This window comes from Armatimonadota bacterium (genome assembly GCA_017993055.1).
Classification (GTDB): domain Bacteria; phylum Armatimonadota; class UBA5829; order DTJY01; family DTJY01; genus JAGONM01.
This window is the reverse complement of the sequence record JAGONM010000002.1, coordinates 103,262-127,192: the sequence shown is the minus strand read 5'-3', so window position 1 is coordinate 127,192 and position 23,931 is coordinate 103,262. Positions and strand designations below refer to the sequence as shown.

The window sequence follows — 23,931 nt, the reverse complement described above, 5'->3', positions numbered from 1 at the left end:
CTGCTTGAGTAGGAGGGACTGCTTCCACACGAGGCTGCCTCTCAGTAGTACTTCAGATCCGACTGCTTGCGCACTCGAACGACCGGCACCGTGGCGGAACCGTCGAAACTCAGCGTACTGATGCCCGTGACCAAGGCGTACTTGCCGACCGTGGGCTTCGAGAGACCCGGGCAGAGAATCTTCAACGGTTGGGAAGAACCGTCAGCCAAGAGAAAGTGATCCGCTCCCAGGTTCGTGACCTTGCCGTAGACCCTCACAAGCAATCCTACGTTGTTGAGGCCGACCCTGCCCGAAACACCGGGCACTTCGCCCACCGAAGCGCCGCCCACCGATCCGTTGGGCAGCGCGAGCGGTCCCGGCACAGTGCCGCTGCCTGCCGGAGTGACCGTAGGTCGGAGCACCGCGCGTTCCCCGTCGGCAATCCCGACATGCCCGTACACCGTCACTCTGCCGCCTTCCTCCGCCTGAATACCGCTTCCCGCGCCGGTGCGAACCTGGATGCCAGCGCTTCTGTCCGGGCTCTCGATGTAGAACCTGTCTGAGAACTGACTGAGCCCGGCACTCACCACCTGCGCAGGGAGCTTGACTGGAGTGCCGGCGGGCTGAATCCTGGCGGTACCGATGTCTGTATAGAGCGCCACCAGATCAATCGCGGCCGAAACATCGAGTTTGCCTGCACCCCAACATTCGTTCGGCACCTGCCCGGTGAACAGATCGCCGCGGGCGGTTGAGATAACGGCGTTCTTGACGTCGGAAGCCGTTGCAGTCGGGTCGCGCTGCAGGCAGAGGGCGGCCGCTCCGGTCATGTGCGGAGAAGCCATGCTGGTGCCTCCCTGAACGAGATGAACGCCGTCCTCCACAATATTGTCCGGGTTAGCTGCGAAGTTCGTGGATAAACTGCATGCGATCCTGGTGCTGGGGACACACAGCTCCGGCCTTTGACGACCATCCCGGGTCGGCCCGGCCCCGGTCGCGGTGTAGAACGCGCCAAGGCTGCCCATCCAGCCCTGAAGTGTGCCGTTTGGATTCGTCCATTGTGTTTTGGTCTGGTAACCACCGACTGCGATCACGGAGTTGGATGTGCTCGGCACCGTGCAGGAACCCGCGTTAGTCCCGTATGACGACCAGAAGACATTCTGTCCGGCCTCTATCCAAGCATCGCACTTGCCCCCGGAGACGATAGTCCTGCCGATTGCGGTGACGGACCAGGCCCCGGACACGGCGTTCTGTACTACGACCATACACTCGCGGTCCCCATTGTACGGGTACACACCTCCGGAAGCGTTGTCAATCCAGATGCCCCCGTCGGGCGTAGACTGGTAGCCGCCGGTGGTCTGACCCGTCTGCCTCGTCACGCTGTAACCGTTCGGAGTGGTCACACTGAGGTCAATAGAGTCCTCACCCTCGTACCAGATATCCATATAGAATGGATTCGAGCGCGTCGCGGAGACGCCCAAGCCGGCGGTCACCTGGGCGTTCTTCGCGGGCAACGTCCATACTGCGTGGACGTACCGGGTGGGATCGGTAGTGCCGCTGTTGCCGGTGGCGGTACAGACGACGACTCCGGGACCGACGATCTGGTCTATCGCACGCTCAACCGGGTCGGTCCCATCATGGGCGCCCATATGTGTGCCGATGCTCAGGTTGATAGCACAGGGCTTGCCCAGGGAGGCGGCCTTGCTTTTAATATAGTTCATGCCATCAATGATGGCCACGTCAGTCAGAGTGCACTTCACGACAACCAGGTCGGCTTCCGGAGCCATGCCCACGTAACGGTACGCCGGCCATCCGTTGCCTGTAGCGGAGCCGTTCCCTGCAGCGATGCCTGCAACGGATGTCCCGTGGCCTCCCGTATCTACCTGGGTACAGAGGCCAGCATTGATCTGCACCTTGGTCCACTCAGTGCCGTAGTTGTAGGGAGCCGGATGATTTGCCCCGGACACGCCGGTTGTCTGATCCCATAGGAAGAGAATGCGGCTCCCGCCTCGAGCATCTCGGAAGTCCGCGTGATTGACGTCGATCCCGAGGTCCACAACGCCGACAACGACGCCCTTGCCGGTGTAGCCACTCCAGTTTGGAGGAATGCCCCAACGGATGTCGGAGGTTCGCGTGTCCGGCACGCTGAGGTTCAGCATCGGCTGGAACCGCCTTCCGAGCCGCATGTACTTCATGCCGGGCAGCGAAGCAACCGCATCGAGTCGGTCCAAGGGGACGGTGGCGGTGATCAGTGAGTCCAAGTGGGTTCGCGTCGTCACTCCAAGCGCACGAAGTTCCCGGACATCGCCGGAGAAGTCGAGTACAACGCCAAGGTCGTCTTCTGCAATGTCGGGGGCATTGAATCCGTGGACGAACGTGTCCCTCTCCGACGTCGTCATCGCGGATGCGAAGCGCAGCATCGGGTCGGCGCAGGCGAGAGGGAAGTCTGCTGATCCGGAGAACGCAGCCTCAGCCCCTGCCAGCAATAGGATACATGCCAGAAGTATTGATCGAAGACGGTGTTTCATGACCGAGCAAGTGTCTGCTGGCAGGGCAGATCGCTAGTACAAGCTATGTCCTATGTACCCAGGGATTCGCTCAGTGACAACATTGCGGGCGAAAATCAGGTAAATTTACCTGGTTCTCGCGAGAACTGGCCGAGGACGGAGGTAGAGCCAGGACTACGGATGCGGCACGCGGAGATCGATCAGCCACTCGTCCGCGATCTTCTTGCCGAGGAGAAAGAACTTCCGGTCGGGGTGCCACAAGACGAAGTTGCCCTTGCGATTCGTCACGCTCGGATAGACGCCTATGTCGAGGCGGTTCAGCGGACCGATGCCCTGACCGCCGTTGTCCATAAGCTGCTTCGATTCGCTGAACCAGATCGGCTGCTCGGCTCCCGGACGGAACTCGCCTAGAGCGACAAACGCGGGGTGGCGGTTGAAGTGAGTTTCCTCGGCGGCATGCCCGTCTACGCGACCATCGTTGTTGTGATGCAGCAGAATGTACCGACCCGGCGAATACTCGTAGATAGGGCAGCAGCAGAGAGGCTGCAGGACGGGAAGCCCGTGATCCCTGCGGAGGAGCGGCCTCGGAGCGCACCACGTCTTGCCGTCGTCGTCGGAGAGGCTGTACCAGACGCAGCCTGCCATCGTGCGCATCGTGCAGAAGAGCCGTGTGTCGGGCAGGCGCACCAGGCTAGGCTCCTGGGCGATACTCAGCAGCGGATTCGTGTAGTGCGGCACCCGGAGCGCATCATCTCCCCAGGCAGAACAGGTAATCTTGATGTCTTTCGGCTCGGGATTCGAGTCTATGTTCTCGAAGCGCATGAACTCCACGACCGTCTCCCAAGCAGTCCATGACTTGTTGTGAGGGGGAGTGCGTACCGCCTTGCTGACCCAGCGAGAGAAGCCGGTGAACCACCTGCCCTTCAGATCCTTGATCGGCTTCTGCCACACGATCCAGTTGCTCGGCACGGAGGGATCGGTGTGGTCGTGAGGGCTGCGCTTCATGGGAATCGTCTGAGGCTGGGACCACGACATGCCCATGTCGTCGCTGTAGAGGCAGTCCATCGTACCGGTGTGCTGGTGGACGACGTCGTCAATGCCCTGGTACTGGTTGTAGATAACGTAGATCCGCCCGGACGTGGAGGTGATCGGAAAGCCCCAACTCGACATATGCCCGTCGCCGGGCTTCTTCGGACCGACGAGACGCTTCGGCGGCGTCCAGGTCTTGCCCTCATCGTCCGAGCGGGCGAAGACGATGCGGTGATCCCCTGCTCCCTCATAGCTGCTCTGCGTCCAGACGCACATCAGCGAGCCGTCCGGGCCGTCGAACACGAGGAAGTGCTCGTTGCCGGTGTCGAAGGTCGAACCGTCGAGGCTGCCCGGCACGTAGACAACGTAATCGGACCCCGAGCGCAGGATCTCGCGGTCCAGAATGGCCTTGGTGTCGTTCATGATCGTTACACCCTTTTCCTCGGCGCGCGTTCCAGACGCCGCCACGAGTGCGGCGGAAGCGCCGATGAGGAAATCGCGCCTGCTGCACGTCGGTTTCATCTCGCGGCCCGAAGGGCACGCCCGTAGATCTCTATCGGCGGATCTCCATGGCTCCTGACGTACTCCGCGTCCATGAAGACCGCGAAGGTCGTCACGCTTCTGATGCCCCGTTCCGCGTACGCGGACAAATCCTCCTTGAGCAGACTCTCGTCGAACGGAAGCCGGACGGCCGGTTTCTTCCATGACGAGAAGAGGGAGACGTCGAGCCAGTACTCAAGCACGTGGGCATCGGAGGCGGAGAAAACCTTCAGGTTGGCATCCAGCGCGTCACGGTCCGGGCTGTTCGATGGATCGGAGAGCGGTGCCTTGTAACTTCGAGTGAAGGGCGCGAACTCCAGGAAGATCCCGGGGCATGGCTTGACCTTCACAGGCGCGCTCAAGGTCCGCGTATATGCCAGATGCGCCAGGCTAGCCTTGCTGTCGAGCTTCCTGATCTCCCGCAGCATTCTGTTCTCAACGATCAAGGCCTGCTCGCTGTCCGAGAACTCGCGGCATTTCGGACATCGGCATCCGGGCAGGCCGTCGTCGGACCACAGGAAGTAGCGGTGGGTCGTCGGTCTCAGCAACCGGCAGATCCTCACCGCATTGCGGCAGACGATCGCCAGCGCCCGCTCCGAATGTACACAGAGGTTGCCTTCCCGCACCCGCCGGCCGTCGTCATCCATGCGGAACAGGCTGGGAGATTCGTCGTACAGCGATCGCGGGAGCAGTTCGAACATCGCGTGCATCTCATACTCGACTTCGATACCCAGCTTCCGGCATTGCGCCAGGAACGACTTGCCCGAACTCGTGCCGACGAAACTGACCAACCACGATGGCGCCCCGCCCAGCGCAATCACCGTGAGCCCGGCTCGCGCTGCTCGCTCCGGCCAGTCGAGCGTCAGATCGTCCGGCGATATCACCACTCCGCGAGTCTCAAACCGCATCGTATCCCTCCCTTGTGCCGGGCCAGCCGGGGACAGACCCATGACCAAGCCTGCCGAGGCGCCTCCAGCCAGCTTCACGAACTCCCGGCGTGTCATCATCTGGAATCGCCTCACGCCCCCGCGATGCGCGGCATCCGCGTCGGCTCATCCTGGAGAGCCGCCTGCAAGAACCTCAGGAACAGTTCCGACTTGATGCCGGCATACGACGGATCATTCCACCGGTTGCGGACCTCGCCCGGATCTTCCTGGAGATCGAACAACTCGCCGTAGTCCTTGTCGCGGTAGACGGTGATCTTGTATCGCTCGTCCACGTAGGTGCGCAGGTGAACGAGCGTCGGCTCGTGGCGGTTCTCGACGATGATGTGCTCCCGTGGAGCCTTCTCCCGGCCGCACCATGCGTCGAACTGGTTGACGCCGGTCATGAAGCCGGGGACTTCGATGCCCGCCACTCCGAGGGCGGTCGGCGCGAAGTCCACCAGGCTCTGGAGGTCGGAGCAGACGGCGTTCTGGGCCACATGGCCGGGATACCAGACGATCATCGGCACACGAATCATGTCCTCGTAGTGGAATGCACCCTTCGCTCGAAGACCGTGCTGACCGAGGAAGTGGCCGTGGTCGGTGCTGAAGACGATCATCGTGTTGTCGGCGATTCCCAGGCGGTCGAGCGACTCGAAGATGCGGCCGATGTGGTGATCCATCAGGCTGATCATGCCGTAGTAGATCGCCATGTCCTTCTTCAGAGCATCTTCGCTGATCAGATGAGAGTGGAAGCCGTGCGCCCCAAAGGTCTCCTTGTACATAGAGAAGTCGGGCTTGGCCTCCTGCGTCTTGCCGAAGTGCGGCGGATTCAGATCGTGCTCGCCGGGCGTGAGCCTGCCGGGAACCATGTCGGCGGGATCGTACATCGAGGCCCACGGCTCGGGCACGAGATACGGCGGATGAGGATCCTGGAAGCTGCTCCACAGGAAGAAGGGCCTGTCCTCCTGCGTGCACTTCTCCATGTATGCTATCGAGCGATCGGCTGTCCATCGGGAGTAATGAAACTCCTCGGGCAGGTCCCAGCTATGCTCGCGCTTCGGTTCGTTCTCCGGCCACTTCCAGAAGTAGTCCCGCCAGTTCTTGAGGCCCTGTTCCTCCATCCAGATAGCGTAGTGCTGGCCGGCGTGAGATTCGTCCGCATGATTCCGGGCGGTCTCGACATGCTGGAACCCGTACCACGGGCCGTGGAACTTGCGCCAGAAGTCGAGGTCGCGCAGGATCGGCTGGCACTCGATTGACTCGCTGCCGGGCTGGGACTTGAGCGGCTGGAAGTGCGCCTTGCCGATGAGACCGGTCGCGTATCCATTCCGCTGGAAGATACCGCCGACGGTCGGGACATCCTCCGGGAGCTTGCATCCGATCGTCCACGCGCCGTGCTGCGAGGGATAGACTCCCGTTATAAGGGTCGCCCGGGTCGGCGTGCAGACGGGATTCGGACAGTAGGCGCGGTCGAACCGCGTGCCCTCGTAGCACAATCGGTTGAGCGCGGGCGTCTTGATCCTGGGATTGGTGACGCCGAGCGTGTCGTAGTGCTGCTGGTCACTGGTGATCAGAAGTATGTTCGGGCGCTTGTCGGACATTCGTTCCTCCCGGATGCGGTCAACGCTACAGGTTGCATGGGAGCGCCTCGTGCCGCCAGCCACGGTCTTGTCAGCGGCACAAGGCACTCCCATGGTATCAAATCATCGCTTTCTAAGTCGCGGTTTCTGATTGTCCCGAGTCATCTTCTCGGGGAGGACACGGACGGCGGTGCCGGACCTGTTTGAGAAGTAGAGGCTCGACTCCGAGAGTTTGAACGCATGCCCGTCCGCCCAGAACGCATAGAAGTCGGGATGAGCGTCGAGCACGCGGCGTACGTAATGGTGGTTCATTTCGCTGTTCGGGGTCAGGTTGCGGATCTTGCGCCACGTCCTGCCCTGATCGCTCGACTTCCACATACCCACCTCGCCGCCGGTGCTCCAAGGCTGCGGTCCGACCGTCGGAGCAATCACTCGCCAGGAGCCGTCGGCCTCGACGTAGAGCGAGCCCATGTCGTAGTTGTGGTCGGTCTTCGTCACCTCACTGTAGTCCCAATCCACGCCAGTCCAATGAGCGGTCATCATGACGCGCTCGCCGAACGCGGGGCCGGACTCATATCCCTTGCTGAGGTTGTAGAAGATGATCGGGTTGCCCTCTCTGTCGTAGTTGACGTCGTTGATGTAGACGAGCCAGCCCTCTTTCTGGTAGTCGCGGACGAGGGCGCCGTTCACGTGATCGCTCAAGGGAATATCGAGCTTCTTGCCCGCTGCGTCCGCCCAGGTGGCGCCGAAGTCGCGTGTCTCCATGTAGTAGAGGTTCGTTCGCGCGTTCAAACCGCCGACCGGAGGGTGCCAGTTGAACGATGTGCCGACCTTGTTCCCCCACTTCCAGCTCGACTGGTAGTGTCCGTCGAAGCCGGCATATTTCTGATCGGGCGTCCAGGTGATGCCGTCCTTGCTGGTGCTCACATACAGCTCCCGACCGCGGGTGTACTTGGTGAATATGAACACGAACCCGAAGTCGTCGAAGTACCAGATCTGCGGATATGAGAACTCGCGCTGCATGACGAGTTCGAAACCGTCTATCGAGTACGGCGACTTGCTCTTGTAGATGAACCCGTCCTTGCCGCCGTGAGAGGCACAGAATACCCAGAGGTATCCATCCTTGTCGATGGTCAGCGCAGGATTGTGGTGAGCGTCATCGGTGCCTTTCTCCCGGATCAGGGTCGGCTTCGGTACGGTCCCGGTGTTGTGATCGTAGTAGGAGACCATCTCGAGCAGCCGGTTGGTCTGGTCGATCGGTTTCGAGCCGCCGTAGACGAAGAACGTCTTGTTGACTTCGGGAACGTAGACGGCAATCGGGACGTGGTTCGCGGTGTATGTGCCGAGTCCGCCGCTGTATTTCCACACATACTCGTCGTTCGAGGCCTGATTGGCGTACCAGATTCCCCGGTAGCCGTCCTCCTTGCGGACCGAGGCATCCTGGGCGGCGACGGAAGACAATACGAGACCGACAAGACAGAGGGCCAACAAGATGCGTTCCATGGGGCGAGACAATCCTTTCTTACTTCCCAATCTGCTTCCTGAACCTGTAGATGACGGAATCCCTGGTGGACTCCATCATATCGAGCATCTCGGCGCGCATAGTGGCGATCTGCTCCTTGTACTTCCGATCGGCGATCAGGTTCTTCCGCTCGCCGGGATCGGACTCCAGGTCGTAGAACTCCTCGGGCACGCGGCGGAGGAAGAAATCGGCCCGCTCCTTGATCTTGGGGTCGGCGGAGGCGACCATCGCCTTCCACGCGAGTCCGCCCATCGGCTCGTTCTGGAACTGAGTCTTCCCGTCCGACCAGGCGTTGTACAGATAGCTGTACCTCTTCGTCCGCACGCAGCGCATCGGGAACTCCTTCTTCGCCGATGTCTCGAAGAGGAACGTGAAGACCTTGTCGTGCCCGGCTTCCTTCTGCCCCTTCAGCAACGGGAGGTATGAGCGGCCGTCCATGCCCGCGACTTGCTTGATCCCAGCGATATCGAGCACCGTCGGCATGAAGTCGATCCCCGACACGAGGTCGTCATCGTTCCGCCCGGGCTTGATCTTCCCCGGCCAGCGGACGATCAGCGGTGTCTGAGTGCTCACCCGGTAGCAATTCGTCTTGGCGAAGGGCTCAGAGATGCCGTTGTCGCTGAGGAAGAAGACGACGGTGTTCTCCTCCAGGCTGCTCTCCCTGAGGGCGCGCAGGACCTGGCCGACGATCTCGTCGCAGCGGTGGACAGAGGTGTAGTACTGCGCCATCTCCTTGCGCACGTCCGGCAGATCGGGCAGGAAGTCGGGGATGGCGATCTCCTCCGGCTTGTAGGTCCGAGATGCGCCCGGGAATCCGGCGATCTTGCGCTTCTCCGCGGTGGCACCCTCACCTGCGCTTCCTGCGAATGGACGATGCGGGTCCTGGGAGTTCGCCATCATGAAGAACGGCTTGCCCTCGGCCTTCGCGCGCTCAAAGAACTGCTTCGAGGACTTGTAGTAGAGATCGGGATCGCGACCCTGACCCAACTCCTTGGCGTCGGCGACGAAGTCCCACATGAAGCATTCCTGCGGGCGCAGATGACCGACCTTCGCCATAATCCCGTTCAGGTAGCCGGCCTTGTTCAGCGCCTGCTGGAGGGTCGGCACCTCGGGGTTGATAGGCTCGAACCCCATCGCTCCGTTCCCGTGAGGGAATCGCCCGGTCATGAGCACGGACCGGCAGGGTTGGCAGACGGCGGAGGTGACGTGCGCCTGGGTGAAGAGCACACCTTGCTTCGCGAGGGCATCGAGGTTCGGCGTGATGTTCGTGACCTTGCAGCCGGTCGCGCCGAGGGAATGGTAGTCCATGTCGTCGGCGGTGATCAGCAGTATGTTGGGGCGAGACTCGGCGGAGATATAGGGCGACAATGCAAGGCTCGCAGCCGACGCTCCCAATCCTGCCAGGAAGCAGCGGCGCGTGTATCCGTTGGTCATATGTCCCACTCCCAAGGTCAACGGACAATGCCGTAGTGCGTTCGTAGTAACACAAGACTAACACCGGAGGGGAGTGATGTCAAGCATCATGGAGGGCATGCGTACCGGCTGGGCGAACAGAAGATATAGAGTCGGACTAGGAGGAACACATGCGGACACTATTCCTGATACCGGCGGCGGTGATCCTGGCAGCGTTGACGTCATCGGCATCGCCCGCGGAGGACAGACCCATGCTCGAAGGCATATTCAGCGTGAAGGACTTCGGCGCGAGGGCCGACGGCACGACCGACGACACCGCACCGATCCAGGCGGCGATGGACTCGGCATCGAAACTCGGCGGCAGGGTATACCTCCCGCCCGGGAAGTACCTGGTCAAGGGGAGCCTCAACGTCCCCGCGGGCGTTCACGTCGAGGGAGCAGCCAACGCGCCCCAGTACAGTGAGCCGCTCAAAGGATCGATCATCCTCGCGACCGGGGGGCGCGACAAGGAGGACGCCCCCGCCCTCTTCGAGATGGTCGACTGCACATCGGTAAGCGGCGTCACCGTATACTACCCCGAGCAGAAAGTGACCGACATCCGCCCCTACTCCTGGACCTTCCACCTCAAGGGGATCGACAACACCGTCGAGAATGTGACGCTCGTCAACAGCTACAACGGCATCAAGGTCGGGCCCGAGCCGAACGTCCGCCACCGCATCCGGAGCGTATACGGATGCGTTCTCCGCCGGGGGATTTTCGTTGACGCCTGCACGGACATCGGGCGGATAGACAACGTGCAGTTCCACGGCCACTGGTGGTGGGCGGGCGAGGTCGGCGGCAACGCGGAGATCGTCAACAAGTATATGATAGACAACTGCGAGGCGTTCATCTTCGGGCGAACCGACTGGGAATATGTGAACAATACGTTCGTCTTCCCGGTGAATATCGGCTACAGGTTCATTCGGACCACGAGCGGCGCGTGCAACGGGCAGTTCACCGGGATCGGCGCCGACTGGGCACAGAGGTGCATCGTCGTCGAGGAGATCCAGAACATGGGGCTGCTGATCACCGGTGGGCAGTTCGTAGCGTTTGCTGGCGAGAACCCGATCCAGATCGAGATCCCGCCGACCTGCAAGGGCTCGGTGCGGCTCGTCAACTGCTCGTTCTGGGGGCCGGCGGTGCAGAACGTCGTCTCGCACAACCAAAACTTCACGTCGCTCTCCGACTGCTACCTGAGCAGCCCGCACGGGGCGCTCAAACCGCTCGTCGAGGCGGATGCGGGACGCCTCCAGGTTCGCGGATGCAGTTTCGAGGGCGGCCCGCGAACCGACATCCTGCTCGGCAAGGGATTGAAGTACGCCATCATCTCCGAGAACAACGGCGAACTCGGGGTGAAGGTGGAGAACGAGATCGGCGACAAGGCAATCGTCGTCAACAACGAGCCGAAGGATTAGGAGTCCAGGAGCAAAGGAGCAATGGGAATGGGACATGGAGTGCTGATCCTCGTCATGGTTCTGCTGGCCACGTTGGCGGCGAAAGCTGATGAAACGCCGATGGTGCCGGTGGGACTCGACGCGTATCGGATGTGGGAGCGGTGGCCGTACCAGCGGATCGGCGTACGGGCCTACATGCGCAGTACCTACGATCGGACGGGCGGGAATCGGTCGGCCGACGCGAGCCATTTCCTGTATCAGCTCGCCGATGACTTCAGCGTAACTCTCGATACCGTCGGGCCGGGTATCCTCTACTTCGCGCGGTACAATCACTGGCACGGAAGCCCCTGGCATTACGAGGTGGACGGCGGCGACCACATCGTCAGGGAGTCGAGCACCGCAGACCCGACGAAGCCGCTCGAGGGCTCGGTCTTCCTCCCCGAGAAGCTCTTCCCCAACCCGTTGACGTGGACCTGGGCGACGACCAAAGGCGCGGACCTGATGTGGGTCCCGATCCCGTTCGAGGATTCGTTCCGCATGGCGTACACCCGAACGCGGTACGGCACCGGCTACTACCTTTATCACCTCTTCGATCCCGGCGCGAACCTCTCGCAGCCGATCAAGTCGTGGGACGGCAAGACGCCCCCGTCGAAGGACGTGCTCGACCTGATCTCGAGGTCGGGAAACGACCCCGATCCGGTTACCCGCTATGCAGGGACATCGCGGACTACCTCGATACCGAAGGGCAAGACCCTTACCCTCATTGAGTTGACCGGTCCGAGTATGATCCGCGAACTGCAGTTCTCCGCACCGAAAGAGCACGCACTTGCGCTCTCGGACGTAAGGCTCAAGATCACCTGGGACGGCAGGGAACACCCGTCAGTCGATGCCCCCCTCGCCCTCTTCTTCGGCGCAGGAACGTTCTACAACCGCGACGACAACGAGTACCTGGTCAAGGGATTCCCGATGAACGTGCGGTTCGACGCCGAGCGAATCCACATGGCGTGCTACTTCCCGATGCCGTTCTTCAAGTCGGCGAAGATAGAGCTAGCGGGCATTGAGTCGGCGGATATCCTCGACGTCCGCTGGAAGGTGCGTTTCGAGCCGTACAGCGATCCGCCGAACCACGTCGGCTACTTCCATGCGACCTACGGCGACCACCCCACCCCGGAGCTTGGGAGAGACATGGTCTTCCTTGATACGACGAAGGTCGAGGGCGGCGGTGACTGGTCGGGAAGCTTCGTCGGCACGAGCTTCATCTTCACGCACCGTGGAGTGCTTAATACCCTCGAGGGCGATCCCCGATTCTTCTTCGACGACAGTCGGACTCCCCAGGCACAGGGCACGGGCAGCGAGGAATGGGGAGGCGGCGGCGACTACTGGGGCGGCCGGACGATGACCCTTCCGCTCGCGGGCCATCCGGTCGGCGCTCGGAAGCCCGAAGAGGCGAAGTGCCCGGAAGACCTGATCCACTCGGAGTACCGGTTCCTTCTGGCCGACCTCTTCCCGTTCGGTAAGAACGCGCGCATTCAGTTCGAGCACGGAGCGTTGAACGACTCGAAGGAGCACTACAAGAGCGTCGTATACTGGTACGGGCTGCCGAGTGCCTCGCTCATCAAGACGGATGAGATGGACATCGGCGACATGGAGAGCGAGAGAGCGCACGAGTACTCGTCGCCTGATACGTCCGCGCCGGTGGAAGTCACCTCTCGATATGAATGGGGGCCGGATACGCTGGATGGCAAGGAGATCTACCCCGCGGAGACGGATATTGGCCGCGTCACGAAGGGGACTTCGGAGTTCACGCTGAAGCTGGTGCCGGAGAACAAGGGCGTGCTCCTCCGCCGGAAGCTCGATTACTCGTACCCGAACCAGCGGGCGGAGGTCTACGTCTCGGAGTTCGGCAAGTCGGACTGGATGCGCGCGGGGACATGGTATCTCGCGGGCTCGAACACCTGCGTCTACTCCGACGCGAAGGGCGAACTCGGCGCGACGGAGCACAACGTTATCGAGTCGAACCGGCGCTTCCGCGACGATGAGTTCATCATCCCTAGGAAGCTTACCGAGGGGAAGTCGGCAGTCCGGGTGCGGGTGCAGTTCACGCCGGTGGAGACGCCGCTCTTCGCGGGCCATCCACTCCCGGAACTCGCATGGAGCGAGATGCGATATACGGCGTATTGCTGGGTGATGCCGAAGTGGGGGAACGCAGAAGTCAGGAGTCAGAATGAAACCGACCAGGAGAGAGTTCATGAAGATAGCAGGAGTGGGACTGGCGGCGCTGTCAACGGGCGCTCTCGCGGCTGAGGAAGCACCATCCGGCAAGAAGCCCAACATCCTGTTCCTGATGACCGATCAGCACCGATGGGACTGCATCGGCTGCGCAGGGAACAAGGTCATCAAGACGCCGAACCTCGACCGGATCGCCAGGGAAGGCGCGATGTTTACGAACGCGTACAGCACTACTCCGACCTGCATCCCCGCGCGAGCGGCGCTCTTGACCGGCCAGTCGCCGTGGCACCACGGCCAGATCGGCTTCGGGCAGGTTGCCGAGCGCTATCCCTTCGAGATGCCGCGCGCGCTTAACGACGCGGGGTACTACACGTTCGTCATCGGCAAGTGCCACTATCACCCGCAGCGGAACCTGCACGGCTTCCAGGGAGGGCTGCTCGATGAGTCGGGCCGCGCGCAGCCGGGATTCATCAGCGACTATCGGCAGTGGTTCAAGGAGAAGGCCCCCGATCTCGATCCCGACTCGACCGGCATCGGCTGGAACGATTATCGCTCGGGGAAGTACGCCCTGCCCGAGGACCTCCACCCCACTCGCTGGACCGGGGATACGGCTGTGGACTGGATCGAGAAGTACGACCGGCACGAGCCGTTCATGCTCAAGGTCTCGTTCGCCCGACCTCACAGCCCCTACGACCCGCCAAAACGGTTCTGGGACATGTACGACGAGGACGACATGCCGGAGCCCTATGTCGGCGACTGGGCCGGGGAGTACGCGCAGGGCGACCCGAAGAACTTCACTTCGTGGCACGGCGAATTCGGCGTCGCGCAGGCGAAAAAGTCGCGGCGCGGCTACTACGGCTCGGTCACGTTCATAGACGAGCAGGTCGGCCGCATCCTCGAGGCGCTCGGAAAGAAGGGCACGCTGGAGAATACTCTGATCATCTGGACCGGCGATCACGGCGACATGCTCGGCGACCACCATCACTGGCGGAAGTCGTATCCATATGAGGGATCGGCGCACGTCCCGATGCTCGTCCGCTGGGGCAGAGACATGGCAATCCATGCCAGACGCGGTCAGAGGATCGGCCAGGTAGTCGAACTGAGAGACGTCCTGCCGACGTTTCTCGATGCGGCGGGAGCGCCGATCCCCGAGAGCGTTGACGGCGACAGCATGCTCAAGCTGATCAGAGGCGAAACATCCGGCTGGCGGGAGTACGTCGACATCGAGCACGACGTCTGCTACAGCAACGAGAACAACTGGGCCGGCCTGACCGACGGGCGCTGGAAGTACATCTTCCACGCCTTCGACGGCAGTGAGCAGCTCTTCGACTTGGAGAATGATCGGGGCGAGCTTCACGATCTGGCAGCCGATCCGGACTACGCCAAGACGGTGAGGTACTGGCGGCGCGAGTTGGTGAAGCACTTCTCTGAGCGCGACGAGCGGTTCGTGAAGGACGGGGAACTGCAGATCCGCAAGGAGAAGGTCATGTACACCCCGAACTATCCCGGCAAGCCGGGCCCTAAGATGTAAACAGTGAAGAATGGAAATGCTCCCAGGCCACTGAATGTGCTGATACTCTGCCCCGATCAGTTGCGGGCCGACTACCTGACGTGCTACGGCCATCCGACAGTCGGCACGGCGAACATTGATCGCCTGGCCGCGGAGGGAGTCCGGCTCGACCGGGCGTACTGCGCGGCTCCCTTGTGCGGGCCGAGCAGGATCAGCTTCGTCACGTCCACTCGCATGTCGGAGCACGGACATCGGAACTACGGCTCGACGGTAGACTACGCGGTCCCGAACCTCGTACGCTCGCTCAAGGAATCGGGCCATCGAACCGCCATGTTCGGCAAGAACCACTGCTTCAGCAGCGGGCAACTGCCGGAAATATGGGACGAGTTACATGAAGCCTGCGCCGGGAATTATGACGACCATCCCCGGTACAAGCGTTCGTTTGACGCGTTCCCCATGGAGCCGGATTACCACCTCAACCTGACCGGCGCGCTGGCGGACGAGGCAGTCGGATTCCTTCGGAAGACCAATGAGCCGTTCCTGCTCTGGGTGAACTGGCAGGACCCCCACCCCGCGTTCACCTGCCCGGAGCCGTACTTCTCCATGTTCGATCGCGACGAGATCGAGATTCCCCCGATGTACCGCGAAGGCGGCGGAACCGGGAAACCCCGGCGGCTCACGAACTGGCAGGCCAACAGCCGGGCGTCCGAGGCGACGGATGATGAGATCAGGCGGGCGATCGCGGCGTACATGGGGCAGATCAGGTACATAGACGATGCGGTGGGGAAGATACTCGATGCGCTTGCCGAGACGGGACACGACAAGGATACGCTGGTGGTATTCATGTCAGATCACGGGGAACTGCTGGGTAACCAAGGCGCGTTTCACAAGATCGGCGTCTTCTACGAGCCGCTGACTCGGATTCCCTTCATAATGCGTCACCCGGACGGACTGTACCGGGGCACTTTCAAGGGCCTGGTCGAGGAAATAGACCTCGCGCCGACGATCCTCGAGGCCTGCGGGATCGAGCGGCCGCCGACGTTCGTCGGGGAATCGCTCCATGAGCGGCTGGCCGAGAAGAGGCTCAATGAAGGACGGGAGACGGTGCTCGTCGAGGCCGGGATGCAGGCCCCGACGTGGCCCGGTCCGTTTGGCGAGCACCAGAAGGCGCCGTTCATGCCGAACAACTTCGGCCCGGGCGCCATGCTGTCCGACGGCAGATACAAGCTTTCCGTCTACTCTGATGACGCCTGCGAGTTGTATGATCTTGGTACCGACCCCGACGAACTGCACAACCGGTTTGAGGATTCTTCCCTGAGTGACGTAGGTGAGCGGCTGACCCTGGAGCTATGCAGGAGGCTGCTCGGAGTTGGAGTGAGGGATGTCGGTCTCCGCTGGCCGGGGCCGGGCGGGGACCCGCGCGAGATGCCACTGGAGGTTGCCGCACGACATAACCTGTAGGGGCGAAGCATTAGCCCATCGGTGAGCACCGAGTGCCCGAATCGCATCGCCAATGCTTCGCCCGGATTCGAGTACGATTACGATTAGGAATACGAGCAGGAGCAGCACATGCCGAAGGATATTCTCGTCCTGATGACAGACCAGCACCGGTTCGACTGGATCGGCGTTCCGCACGTCCGAACGCCGGCGCTCGATTCGCTCGCCGCCCAGGGACTAACACTCGACCGATGCTACACCACCTCCCCGATATGCATGCCGGCACGGGCCTCGTTCCTCACCGGCATGTACCCGCACAACTTCGGCATGTGGGACAATATCGGCCGGCTGCCGGACACGGGCGACTCCTGCCTGCACGCCCTGAAGGAAGCAGGATACCGCACGTGCCACGTCGGGAAGAGCCATCTCTATCCGCACGGCGGCAGCAAGGACCTCCGCTCGGAGGAGCCCTACATGCGTGCGTTGGGATGGGACGACATCCGGGAGTGCACCGGGCCGCTCTCGACGCAGACCACCAGGTCCATCCTCACGGACTTCTTCGAGGCCAACGGCATCCTCGATCTCTTCCTCGAAGACTACCGCAGGCGCAAGGAAGTCGGCTGGGACCTCGCGCATTGGCCTTCCCCGCTCCCGGACGGCAAACATGCCGACGACTTCATCGGCATGCAGGCGGTCGAGTACATCGCGTCGTCCGACCGATCCCAGCCGCTGTATCTGTTCGTCGGGATCGGCGGCCCACACAATCCGTGGGACCCGCCGCAGCGCTTCGACACGTATCCGCCGGAGGGCATGCCGCCTCCCCTGCCCCGCGATCCCGCGCCCGAATGGCTCAGCGGACCGGCGCTCGAGTTCCATCAGAAGCTTATGGGCCATCATATGGACACGACTCCCGAGCAGTTCGCGCGCCTCCGAGCCCTCTACTCGGCGAAGGTCGAGCATGTGGATACGGTCATGGGTCGCGTCCTGGAAGCATGGTACGGGACCAGGGGAGAGGATTCGTGGGTGCTCTTCTGGAGCGATCACGGCGAGATGGCAGGCGACAAAGGCAGGTGCCACAAGGAGACATTCTTTGAGTCTTCGGCTCATGTGCCGGCGATCATTCGTCCGCCCGGAGGGGTCCCTGCACCCATGAAATCCGACAGCCTCGTGTCGCTCACCGATCTGACGGCCACGCTGCTCGATGCCGCCGGATGCGAGCCTCGAGCCAACGTCTTCGGGCGGGCGGTCCATCCAGCGCTCGACGGATCGGCGGTCGGATCCTCGGTAGTCGTCAGCGAGATTTTTGACCGCGCCATGATCTCCGACGGCCGATGGAAGATGACAGTGAACACCCGCAATGACGTGCTCCAGCTATTTGACCTGGCCGAGGATCCGACCGAATCGCTGAACCTCGCGGGGCGGCCGGACACAATCGGAGAGGTCCGGCGCTTGAGACACGAACTGCTCGACTTCAGACTTCGGACCGACGACCGCCAGTTCCGCGAGGTAAACGGCTGATCTTCGTCGAATGGTCATTCTGAGCGAAGCGAAGGATCTCGCGGCAATCTCGGATTTCTTCGCTTCGCTCAGAATGACAGGCCGTACCGTTATCTGCTTCTTGGAGGACTATCTATGGCAATCGTTCCGTGCAACATGCTGTCTTCGCTCACGACGGCCAGGGATTTCAGTGTCGGACGTGTGAGCAGCTACGACGTATCCGGGCGCAATGCCGATGCCTGGCGCATCGAGCCGGGAGAGGCGAAGGTGCTTGCCGAGATTGACGGCCCGGGCGCTATCAGCCACATCTGGTTCACCATCGCATCGCCTGATCCGCTCTACCTGCGGAAGCTCATCCTGCGGATGTACTGGGACGGCGAGAAGACGCCGTCGGTCGAGACGCCGGTCGGCGACTTCTTCGGGCTCGGCCATGCGCGGACGTACTCCTACCAGTGCGCGCCGTTCAATACGAGCTGCTTCGAGCAGTGCGTAGTCGGCGGCGGAGTGGCGATGAACTGCTGGTTCCAGATGCCGTTCCGCAAACACGCACGCGTCGAGATCGTCAACGAGCAGACCGAGCCGGTGCACGCATTCTATTTCTACATCGACTACCAGAAGCACCAGTCGCTGGGAGACGACACACTCTACTTCCACGCGAAGTGGCGCAGGGAGAACCCGTGCGACGGCTGGACCGGCGAGGGCAGCGTCTGGGCCTCACAAGCGTTCCACCAGCGCCACAAAGGTCCCGAGGGCATCAACCTCAGCGACAAGGACAACTACCTGATCCTCGAAGCCGAGGGGATCGGGCACTACGTCGGCGTGAACTTCTCCATCGATCACACTCAGAAGGGCTGGTGGGGTGAGGGCGACGACATGATCTTCATCGACCGCGACGGGGAGCGTCAGTGGCCGCCGGACATGCACGGCACGGGGAGCGAGGACTACCTTGCCCAGGCGTGGGGAATGCAGCAGAACGCGTTCCTCTACAACGGTCAGGCTTGGAGCGAACTCGATCAGGGCTGGAACGAGTGGGGCAAGGTATGCGTCTACCGCTATCACATCCTCGACCCGGTGCCGTTCAAAAAGAACATCCGCGTCTCGATCGAGCACGGGCATGCGAACGACCGGAGCGACGACTGGTCCTCGACGACCTACTGGTATCAGACCGAGCCGCACAAGGAGTTCACGAAGATGCTCCCGGTCGAGCTGAGACTGCCCAACCCGTAGAACACGGAAGCACGGAAGGATGCCGGAAGACAGGGAGAAACTGACAGGGAGAGAGTTGAATGAACATCATACTGCTGGTCTTCGATTCGCTGAGGAAGGACTGCGTAGGGTGCTACGGGGAGCCGCCCTGGGGCAAGGTCCAGACGCCACATCTGGACGCGCTGGCCGGGGAATCGCTCGTGGTGGACGCGATGTACCCCGAGTCGCTCCCCACTCTTCCGACCCGGCGCGCGCTCTACACGGGCAGGCGGGTCTACCCGTTCCACCTCGGCGACTTCCGGCTCAAGGGCGACTTCGTCGGCGCGCCGGGATGGGGCCCGATACCGGAGGATCAACCGACCCTTGCGGAAGTCCTGAATGAGAACGGTTACCGGACCGCGATGATCTCCGACGTCTACCATCAGTTCAAGCCGTCGAAGAACTATTGGCGGGGCTTCGATCAGTGGATGTTCCTTCGCGGTCAGGAGACGGACAAGTACCGGAGCGGCCCCGAACCGACCGACGAAGAGCTGTATCGGTGGCTTCCGAAGGAGTTTCACAACGAGTACCGGACCCCGTTCATCCGTCAGTGCGTCAAGAACATGTACGGCCGCGACAAGGAAGAGGACTACTTCGCGCCCCGCGTACTGATCGAGTCGGCAAGATGGCTCGAACAGAACCGGGACTCGGACAACTTCTTCCTCACGATCGAGAGCTTCGACCCGCACGAGCCCTGGTTCGTGCCGGAGCACTACCGCAGGATGTACGATCCGACCGACGGCCCTGAATGGGTGATCTCGGGCTATATGGACACGACTACCATGCCCCCGGAGCTCTTGAAACGCGCCCGGGCAAACTACAGCGGCCTGGTGACGATGTGCGACCGGTGGTTAGGCCACCTCTATGAGACCATGCGTGCCCTCGGACTCCTCGAGAACACGATACTGATCGTGACCGCCGACCACGGCCACTCGATCGGCGACAACGACTTCCTCGGCAAGCGCGGATATCCGTCGCACCCGTCGGTCTACGACGTGCCGCTCATCATCCGGCATCCCGAAGGCGTCGGCGCGGGCATCAGAAGCAGTCTCTTCGTGCAGCACACCGACCTCGCGGGACAGGTTCTGCAGTTCGCGGGCGCGAATCCGCCGGAGCCGTTCGACGGTCGGCCGTTCTGGAAGGCCGCGGTCTCCGGAGAATCCAAGATCAGAGAGCACGTAACGGTAGCATGGGGTACGGCGATCACGGTGATGGACTACCGCTGGTGGCTGAACATCAAGATTGACGGCACGGGCGGATTCCTGTTCGACAGGACTTCCGACCCCGGGTTGTCGAAGAACATCGCGGACGAGCATCCCGATCAGGTAAAGCGCCTCTATCAACTCGGGGTCGAGGATGCACAGGGCGGATTCCCGGACTATCTGCTGGGCGTCTGCGCGAAGCAGGCCGACGCGCCGGGGTGCAGCGCCCTGGTGGCGAGGGAGTAGACACCTAAGTCCCATACGTCACGTCCGTCCCGTGGGACATATGGGACCGATAGGACGCACGGGGCTCAGGAGAGTTGGAGGAAGATCGTTGAGGATTCTCTATCTCGATCTGGATACCCTGCGTCCGGACCATCTGGGCTGCTACGGATACCATCGAAACACATCGCCGAATCTCGACCGGATCGCATCGGAGGGCGTGCGTTTCGAGAAGTACTACACGCCGGACGCTCCGTGCCTGCCGTCGAGGTCGGCGCTGTATGCGTGCCGGTTCGGTATCCATACCGGAGTCGTCGGCCACGGAGGGACCGCCGCCGACCCGTTCATCCAGGGCGAGAGCCGGATGTTCCGCACCGCAGCATCGTCGACTGCCTGGATGAGCATGCTCCGACGCGCCGGATTCCGAACGATCTCCATCAGCCCGTTCGCCGAGCGCCACTCCGCCTGGTGGTTCTATACCGGCTTCAATGAGATGGTGAACCCGGGCAAGGGCGGCCTAGAGAGCGCCGATGAGGTCACTCCGCACGCGCTCGAATGGATCGACCGGAACGCCAAACAGGACAACTGGTTCCTGCAGCTCAACCTGTGGGATCCGCACACGCCTTACCGCGCACCGATGGAATACGGCGAGCCGTTCGAGAACGATCCGACGCCCGCCTGGATGACCGAGGAGATCATCCGAGAGCACCGCGCGAGCTACGGTCCGCACAGCGCCTGCGAGCCGATCCACATGGATGTCCCGCAGGACTACAAGTGGCCCCGTGTCCCGACGGAAATCAAGACGCATCGGGATTGGGTGCGCTGGATAAACGGGTACGATACTGGCATCAGGTACATGGACGACCATATCGGCCAGGTGCTGAATGCCCTTGCCGACGAAGGTGTGCTCGATGACACGGTGATCCTGGTCAGTTCCGACCACGGGGAGAACCTGGGAGAGTTGAACGTCTACGGCGATCATCAGACCGCCGATCAGTGCACATCCCGCATTCCGATGATCGTCCGCTGGCCGGGGATGAAGAGCGGCACGGTGGACGAGGCGTTCCACTACAACCTCGACCTCCCGCCGACGATGGCCGAACTGCTCGGTCAGCCGATCCCGCCGGTCTGGGACGGGAAGAGCTATGCGCCGACGCTCCGAGACGGCACGCCGTCGGGGCACGAATACCTCGTCGTGAGCCAGTGCGCGTGGAGCTGCCAGCGAGCCGTCCGATTCGGGCCGTGGATCATGATCCGCACCTACCATGACGGTCTCAAGGACTTCCCGCCGGAAATGCTGTTCAACGTCGAGAGCGACCCGCATGAGACGAGCAACCTAGCCGAGGAGCATTCGGACATAGTGAAGTACGCCGAGGGGCTGCTCCACGAGTGGCAGGCAGAGATGATGGCAACATCGCAGACGAACGTCGATCCGCTCTGGACCGTCATGCGCGAGGGTGGGCCTCTGCACACGCGCGGTGCGCTCGAGGAGTACTGCAAGCGCCTCCGCACGTCCGGACGGGCGCATCACGCGGAGGAGTTGGAAAAGCGGTACGGCAGATAGACTGAACTCCGCAGACTGCCGCCTGCGGACAAGTGACTCTGAGGAGACTTGATATGAGAACAAGGATTGTTGTGGCAACGATGGTTCTGATTGCCTGCATCGCCGCCATGGCGGTCGCCCAACCGGTGGTAGTGGGGTCGGCATACTTCGCGGACGAGCCGTTTCCCGAGTTCATGCCGCTCTGGCAGGAAGGATGGTCGCTCAAGGGGCCTGACGGCAGCAAGCTGCTCTACGCGCGCCCCGGGATGCCTCTCGGGGGGTACCTTTTCGTCTACGTCAGGAACAGCAGCTTCGACAGGCTCGCGATCAAGGACGTTACTATAGGGGGCATCAAGCTCTCTCAGGGAATCGGCGTAACCGACGTGACCGAGAGCCCCGAAGACAAGTACGGGGCAAGCATCCTGCTCTCCGGACTGCCGCAGAAGCAGATCGAGCTTCTCAAGGAAGCCGGATGGCCTGCCTGGTGGAGAGCCGAGCCGAGGGTAATCCCCTCGCACGGCATGGGCGAAATCGTGATCAGGATGAAGCGCGCTCCGAGGCTTGACAAGCTCACCGTCGGCATCATCGGCGAGAACGTATCGCTATCCACCGTGGTCGAGACCGACCGCAGCCAGCCTCGTTTCGCCACCATCAGCTTCAGCCCCGACCTCTCGACAATCTACCTCTACCCGAAGCACCCGGGGACCGGAATGAGGCCGACTAAGGTCTTCCTGAACGGCAAGGACCTGACGTCCTCGTGCAAGATCGCCTGGGACGAATCGCAGAGCATCAGCCCTATAGTCTTGCGGCTCCAGTCTCCGCTGGAATGGATGTCGTACCAGAACCTCAAGGTCACCTACCCGGACGGCTCGGCAGCGGTCGCGGGCACCCGCGCCTGGGGCCGTGAAATGGTATACGGAATGTGGGGCGGAGGACGCGGCGGCGGCAGTTCCGAGAAGGTGGGGAAGGAATACCTGACCGACTGGGCCGCGCACAACATCAACTGCCACATGGGCCACTCCACCCACGCCGGACACAGCTTCTTCGTGAGCGAGAAAGGATGGGAGTTCTGCAAGACGCTCGGCATGGGCCGGATGACCACCTGGGATGTCGGCCCGTACGATCCGACGTTCTTCTTCGTGCAGGACGAGCCTGATGCTCACGACGTGGCGACGGACGCACTCGAAGCGTGGGACCGACTCGGATCGCTCGGCATGTGGCTGATCCGGTGGTCCGGGGCGCTGCGGGAACACAACCCGAGAGTCCCCCTGCTGCTCAATATAGACAACACCTACAAACCCGAGAACTGGTACATGTATCACCAACTCGCAGACATCCCATGCGTTGACCCATATTACCCGGAGCAGCTCGATCAGACGTACTTCAACCACCCCGGCACGCTGGCGGTACATTCGAAGCCGACGTACGTCAGCGCGGTCACCACCATCTCGCAGTCATCGTGCCAACCGAAGCCCCTTCACGTGATCCTCTGCTCGACGAGATACCAGGACGAGAAGAAGGGCCAGAAGGGTAGATACCCAACCCCGGAGGAGAAGCGCATGGAGGTCTACTACGCGATCGGCAACGGCGCGAAGGGCCTCTCGTACTGGTGGTTCGCGCCCGACGTGAACTGCGTGGGGCTCGGCACGGACGAGCCTGAAGCGAAGGCGCTCTGGAAGGAGATCGGCCTCCTGGGAGCCGAAGTGCGGACGGCCGGCGAGATCATCACCGGAAGTTGTCCAGCGGACTTGAACGTCGAGGCGCCTAAGGAGCTGTGGACTCGCACACTGCTGTCGGGCGCCGATACCATCGCGCTTGTGGTCGTCAACGACGATGTCGCGTGTGATCGGGTCGGCACGGTGTACAAACCCGTCGAGAAAGCATCGGTGACGATCGAGATTCCGGCGTGGCTCGATCCGGCAGGGGTGATGGAGGTAACACACCGTGGAGTCACAGGCATGGCGTGGGAGCGCAACGGTTCGAAGGTGACCATTACGTTCGACAAGGTGGATATCAGCCGATTCGTCCTGATCACATCCGACCCGGCCCTCCGCGACCGCCTGCAGAAGGAGTACGAGGGCAAGTACGCGGCGAACACAGCGAAGATCCTCGGCCGGTAG

Annotated in this window: 15 protein-coding genes; 9 read left to right on the top strand and 6 right to left on the bottom strand. The window is 62.0% G+C overall.

Annotated features, from left to right (window positions below):
- Nucleotides 1-41 precede the first annotated feature (41 nt).
- From KBC96_01390 to KBC96_01365, 6 genes are all read right to left on the bottom strand, one after another.
- Nucleotides 42-2,462, bottom strand: coding sequence for a S8 family serine peptidase (locus tag KBC96_01390; GenBank protein ID MBP6963040.1), 2,421 nt, complete (start codon nt 2,460-2,462; stop codon nt 42-44).
- 195 nt (nt 2,463-2,657) lie between these two features.
- Nucleotides 2,658-4,034, bottom strand: coding sequence for an exo-alpha-sialidase (locus KBC96_01385; protein MBP6963039.1), 1,377 nt, complete (start codon nt 4,032-4,034; stop codon nt 2,658-2,660).
- Nucleotides 4,031-4,960: a DUF4838 domain-containing protein gene (locus KBC96_01380; GenBank protein ID MBP6963038.1), complete on the bottom strand. Its 930-nt coding sequence runs from the start codon at nt 4,958-4,960 to the stop codon at nt 4,031-4,033. The genes KBC96_01385 and KBC96_01380 overlap by 4 nt, the downstream gene beginning before the upstream one ends.
- Before the next feature lie 110 nt (nt 4,961-5,070).
- The gene (locus KBC96_01375) at nt 5,071-6,579 is read right to left on the bottom strand and encodes a sulfatase-like hydrolase/transferase (GenBank protein MBP6963037.1); all 1,509 of its coding nucleotides are present in this window, start codon (nt 6,577-6,579) and stop codon (nt 5,071-5,073) included.
- Nucleotides 6,580-6,681: 102 nt separating this feature from the next.
- Nucleotides 6,682-8,061 carry a BNR-4 repeat-containing protein gene (locus KBC96_01370; protein MBP6963036.1) on the bottom strand — a complete coding sequence of 460 codons (1,380 nt, stop codon included), beginning with the start codon at nt 8,059-8,061 and terminating at the stop codon, nt 6,682-6,684.
- 19 nt (nt 8,062-8,080) lie between these two features.
- Nucleotides 8,081-9,514, bottom strand: coding sequence for a sulfatase (locus tag KBC96_01365; protein MBP6963035.1), 1,434 nt, complete (start codon nt 9,512-9,514; stop codon nt 8,081-8,083).
- A gap of 149 nt (nt 9,515-9,663) precedes the next feature.
- Here KBC96_01365 and KBC96_01360 point away from each other — a divergent pair, with 149 nt between their 5' ends.
- The 9 genes from KBC96_01360 to KBC96_01320 all read left to right on the top strand — a co-directional run bounded on the left by KBC96_01360 (nt 9,664) and on the right by KBC96_01320 (nt 23,931).
- Nucleotides 9,664-10,947 (top strand): hypothetical protein, encoded by a 1,284-nt coding sequence (locus KBC96_01360; GenBank protein MBP6963034.1) that lies wholly within the window; start codon nt 9,664-9,666, stop codon nt 10,945-10,947.
- 21 nt (nt 10,948-10,968) lie between these two features.
- Nucleotides 10,969-13,230 (top strand): DUF2961 domain-containing protein, encoded by a 2,262-nt coding sequence (locus KBC96_01355; protein ID MBP6963033.1) that lies wholly within the window; start codon nt 10,969-10,971, stop codon nt 13,228-13,230.
- Complete coding sequence (locus KBC96_01350) at nt 13,151-14,686, top strand: arylsulfatase (protein ID MBP6963032.1); 1,536 nt, start codon at nt 13,151-13,153, stop codon at nt 14,684-14,686. Before KBC96_01355 ends, KBC96_01350 begins: the two co-directional genes overlap by 80 nt.
- Nucleotides 14,687-14,689: 3 nt before the next feature.
- Nucleotides 14,690-16,126: a sulfatase-like hydrolase/transferase gene (locus tag KBC96_01345; GenBank protein ID MBP6963031.1), complete on the top strand. Its 1,437-nt coding sequence runs from the start codon at nt 14,690-14,692 to the stop codon at nt 16,124-16,126.
- 108 nt (nt 16,127-16,234) lie between these two features.
- Nucleotides 16,235-17,620: a sulfatase-like hydrolase/transferase gene (locus KBC96_01340; protein MBP6963030.1), complete on the top strand. Its 1,386-nt coding sequence runs from the start codon at nt 16,235-16,237 to the stop codon at nt 17,618-17,620.
- A gap of 135 nt (nt 17,621-17,755) precedes the next feature.
- Nucleotides 17,756-18,826, top strand: a complete 1,071-nt coding sequence (locus KBC96_01335; GenBank protein ID MBP6963029.1) for a DUF2961 domain-containing protein — start codon at nt 17,756-17,758, stop codon at nt 18,824-18,826.
- Between the two features lie 59 nt (nt 18,827-18,885).
- On the top strand, nt 18,886-20,292 hold the full coding sequence (locus KBC96_01330) for a sulfatase (protein ID MBP6963028.1): 1,407 nt from the start codon (nt 18,886-18,888) through the stop codon (nt 20,290-20,292).
- A gap of 88 nt (nt 20,293-20,380) precedes the next feature.
- On the top strand, nt 20,381-21,832 hold the full coding sequence (locus KBC96_01325; GenBank protein ID MBP6963027.1) for a sulfatase-like hydrolase/transferase: 1,452 nt from the start codon (nt 20,381-20,383) through the stop codon (nt 21,830-21,832).
- A gap of 53 nt (nt 21,833-21,885) precedes the next feature.
- Nucleotides 21,886-23,931 carry a hypothetical protein gene (locus tag KBC96_01320; GenBank protein MBP6963026.1) on the top strand — a complete coding sequence of 682 codons (2,046 nt, stop codon included), beginning with the start codon at nt 21,886-21,888 and terminating at the stop codon, nt 23,929-23,931.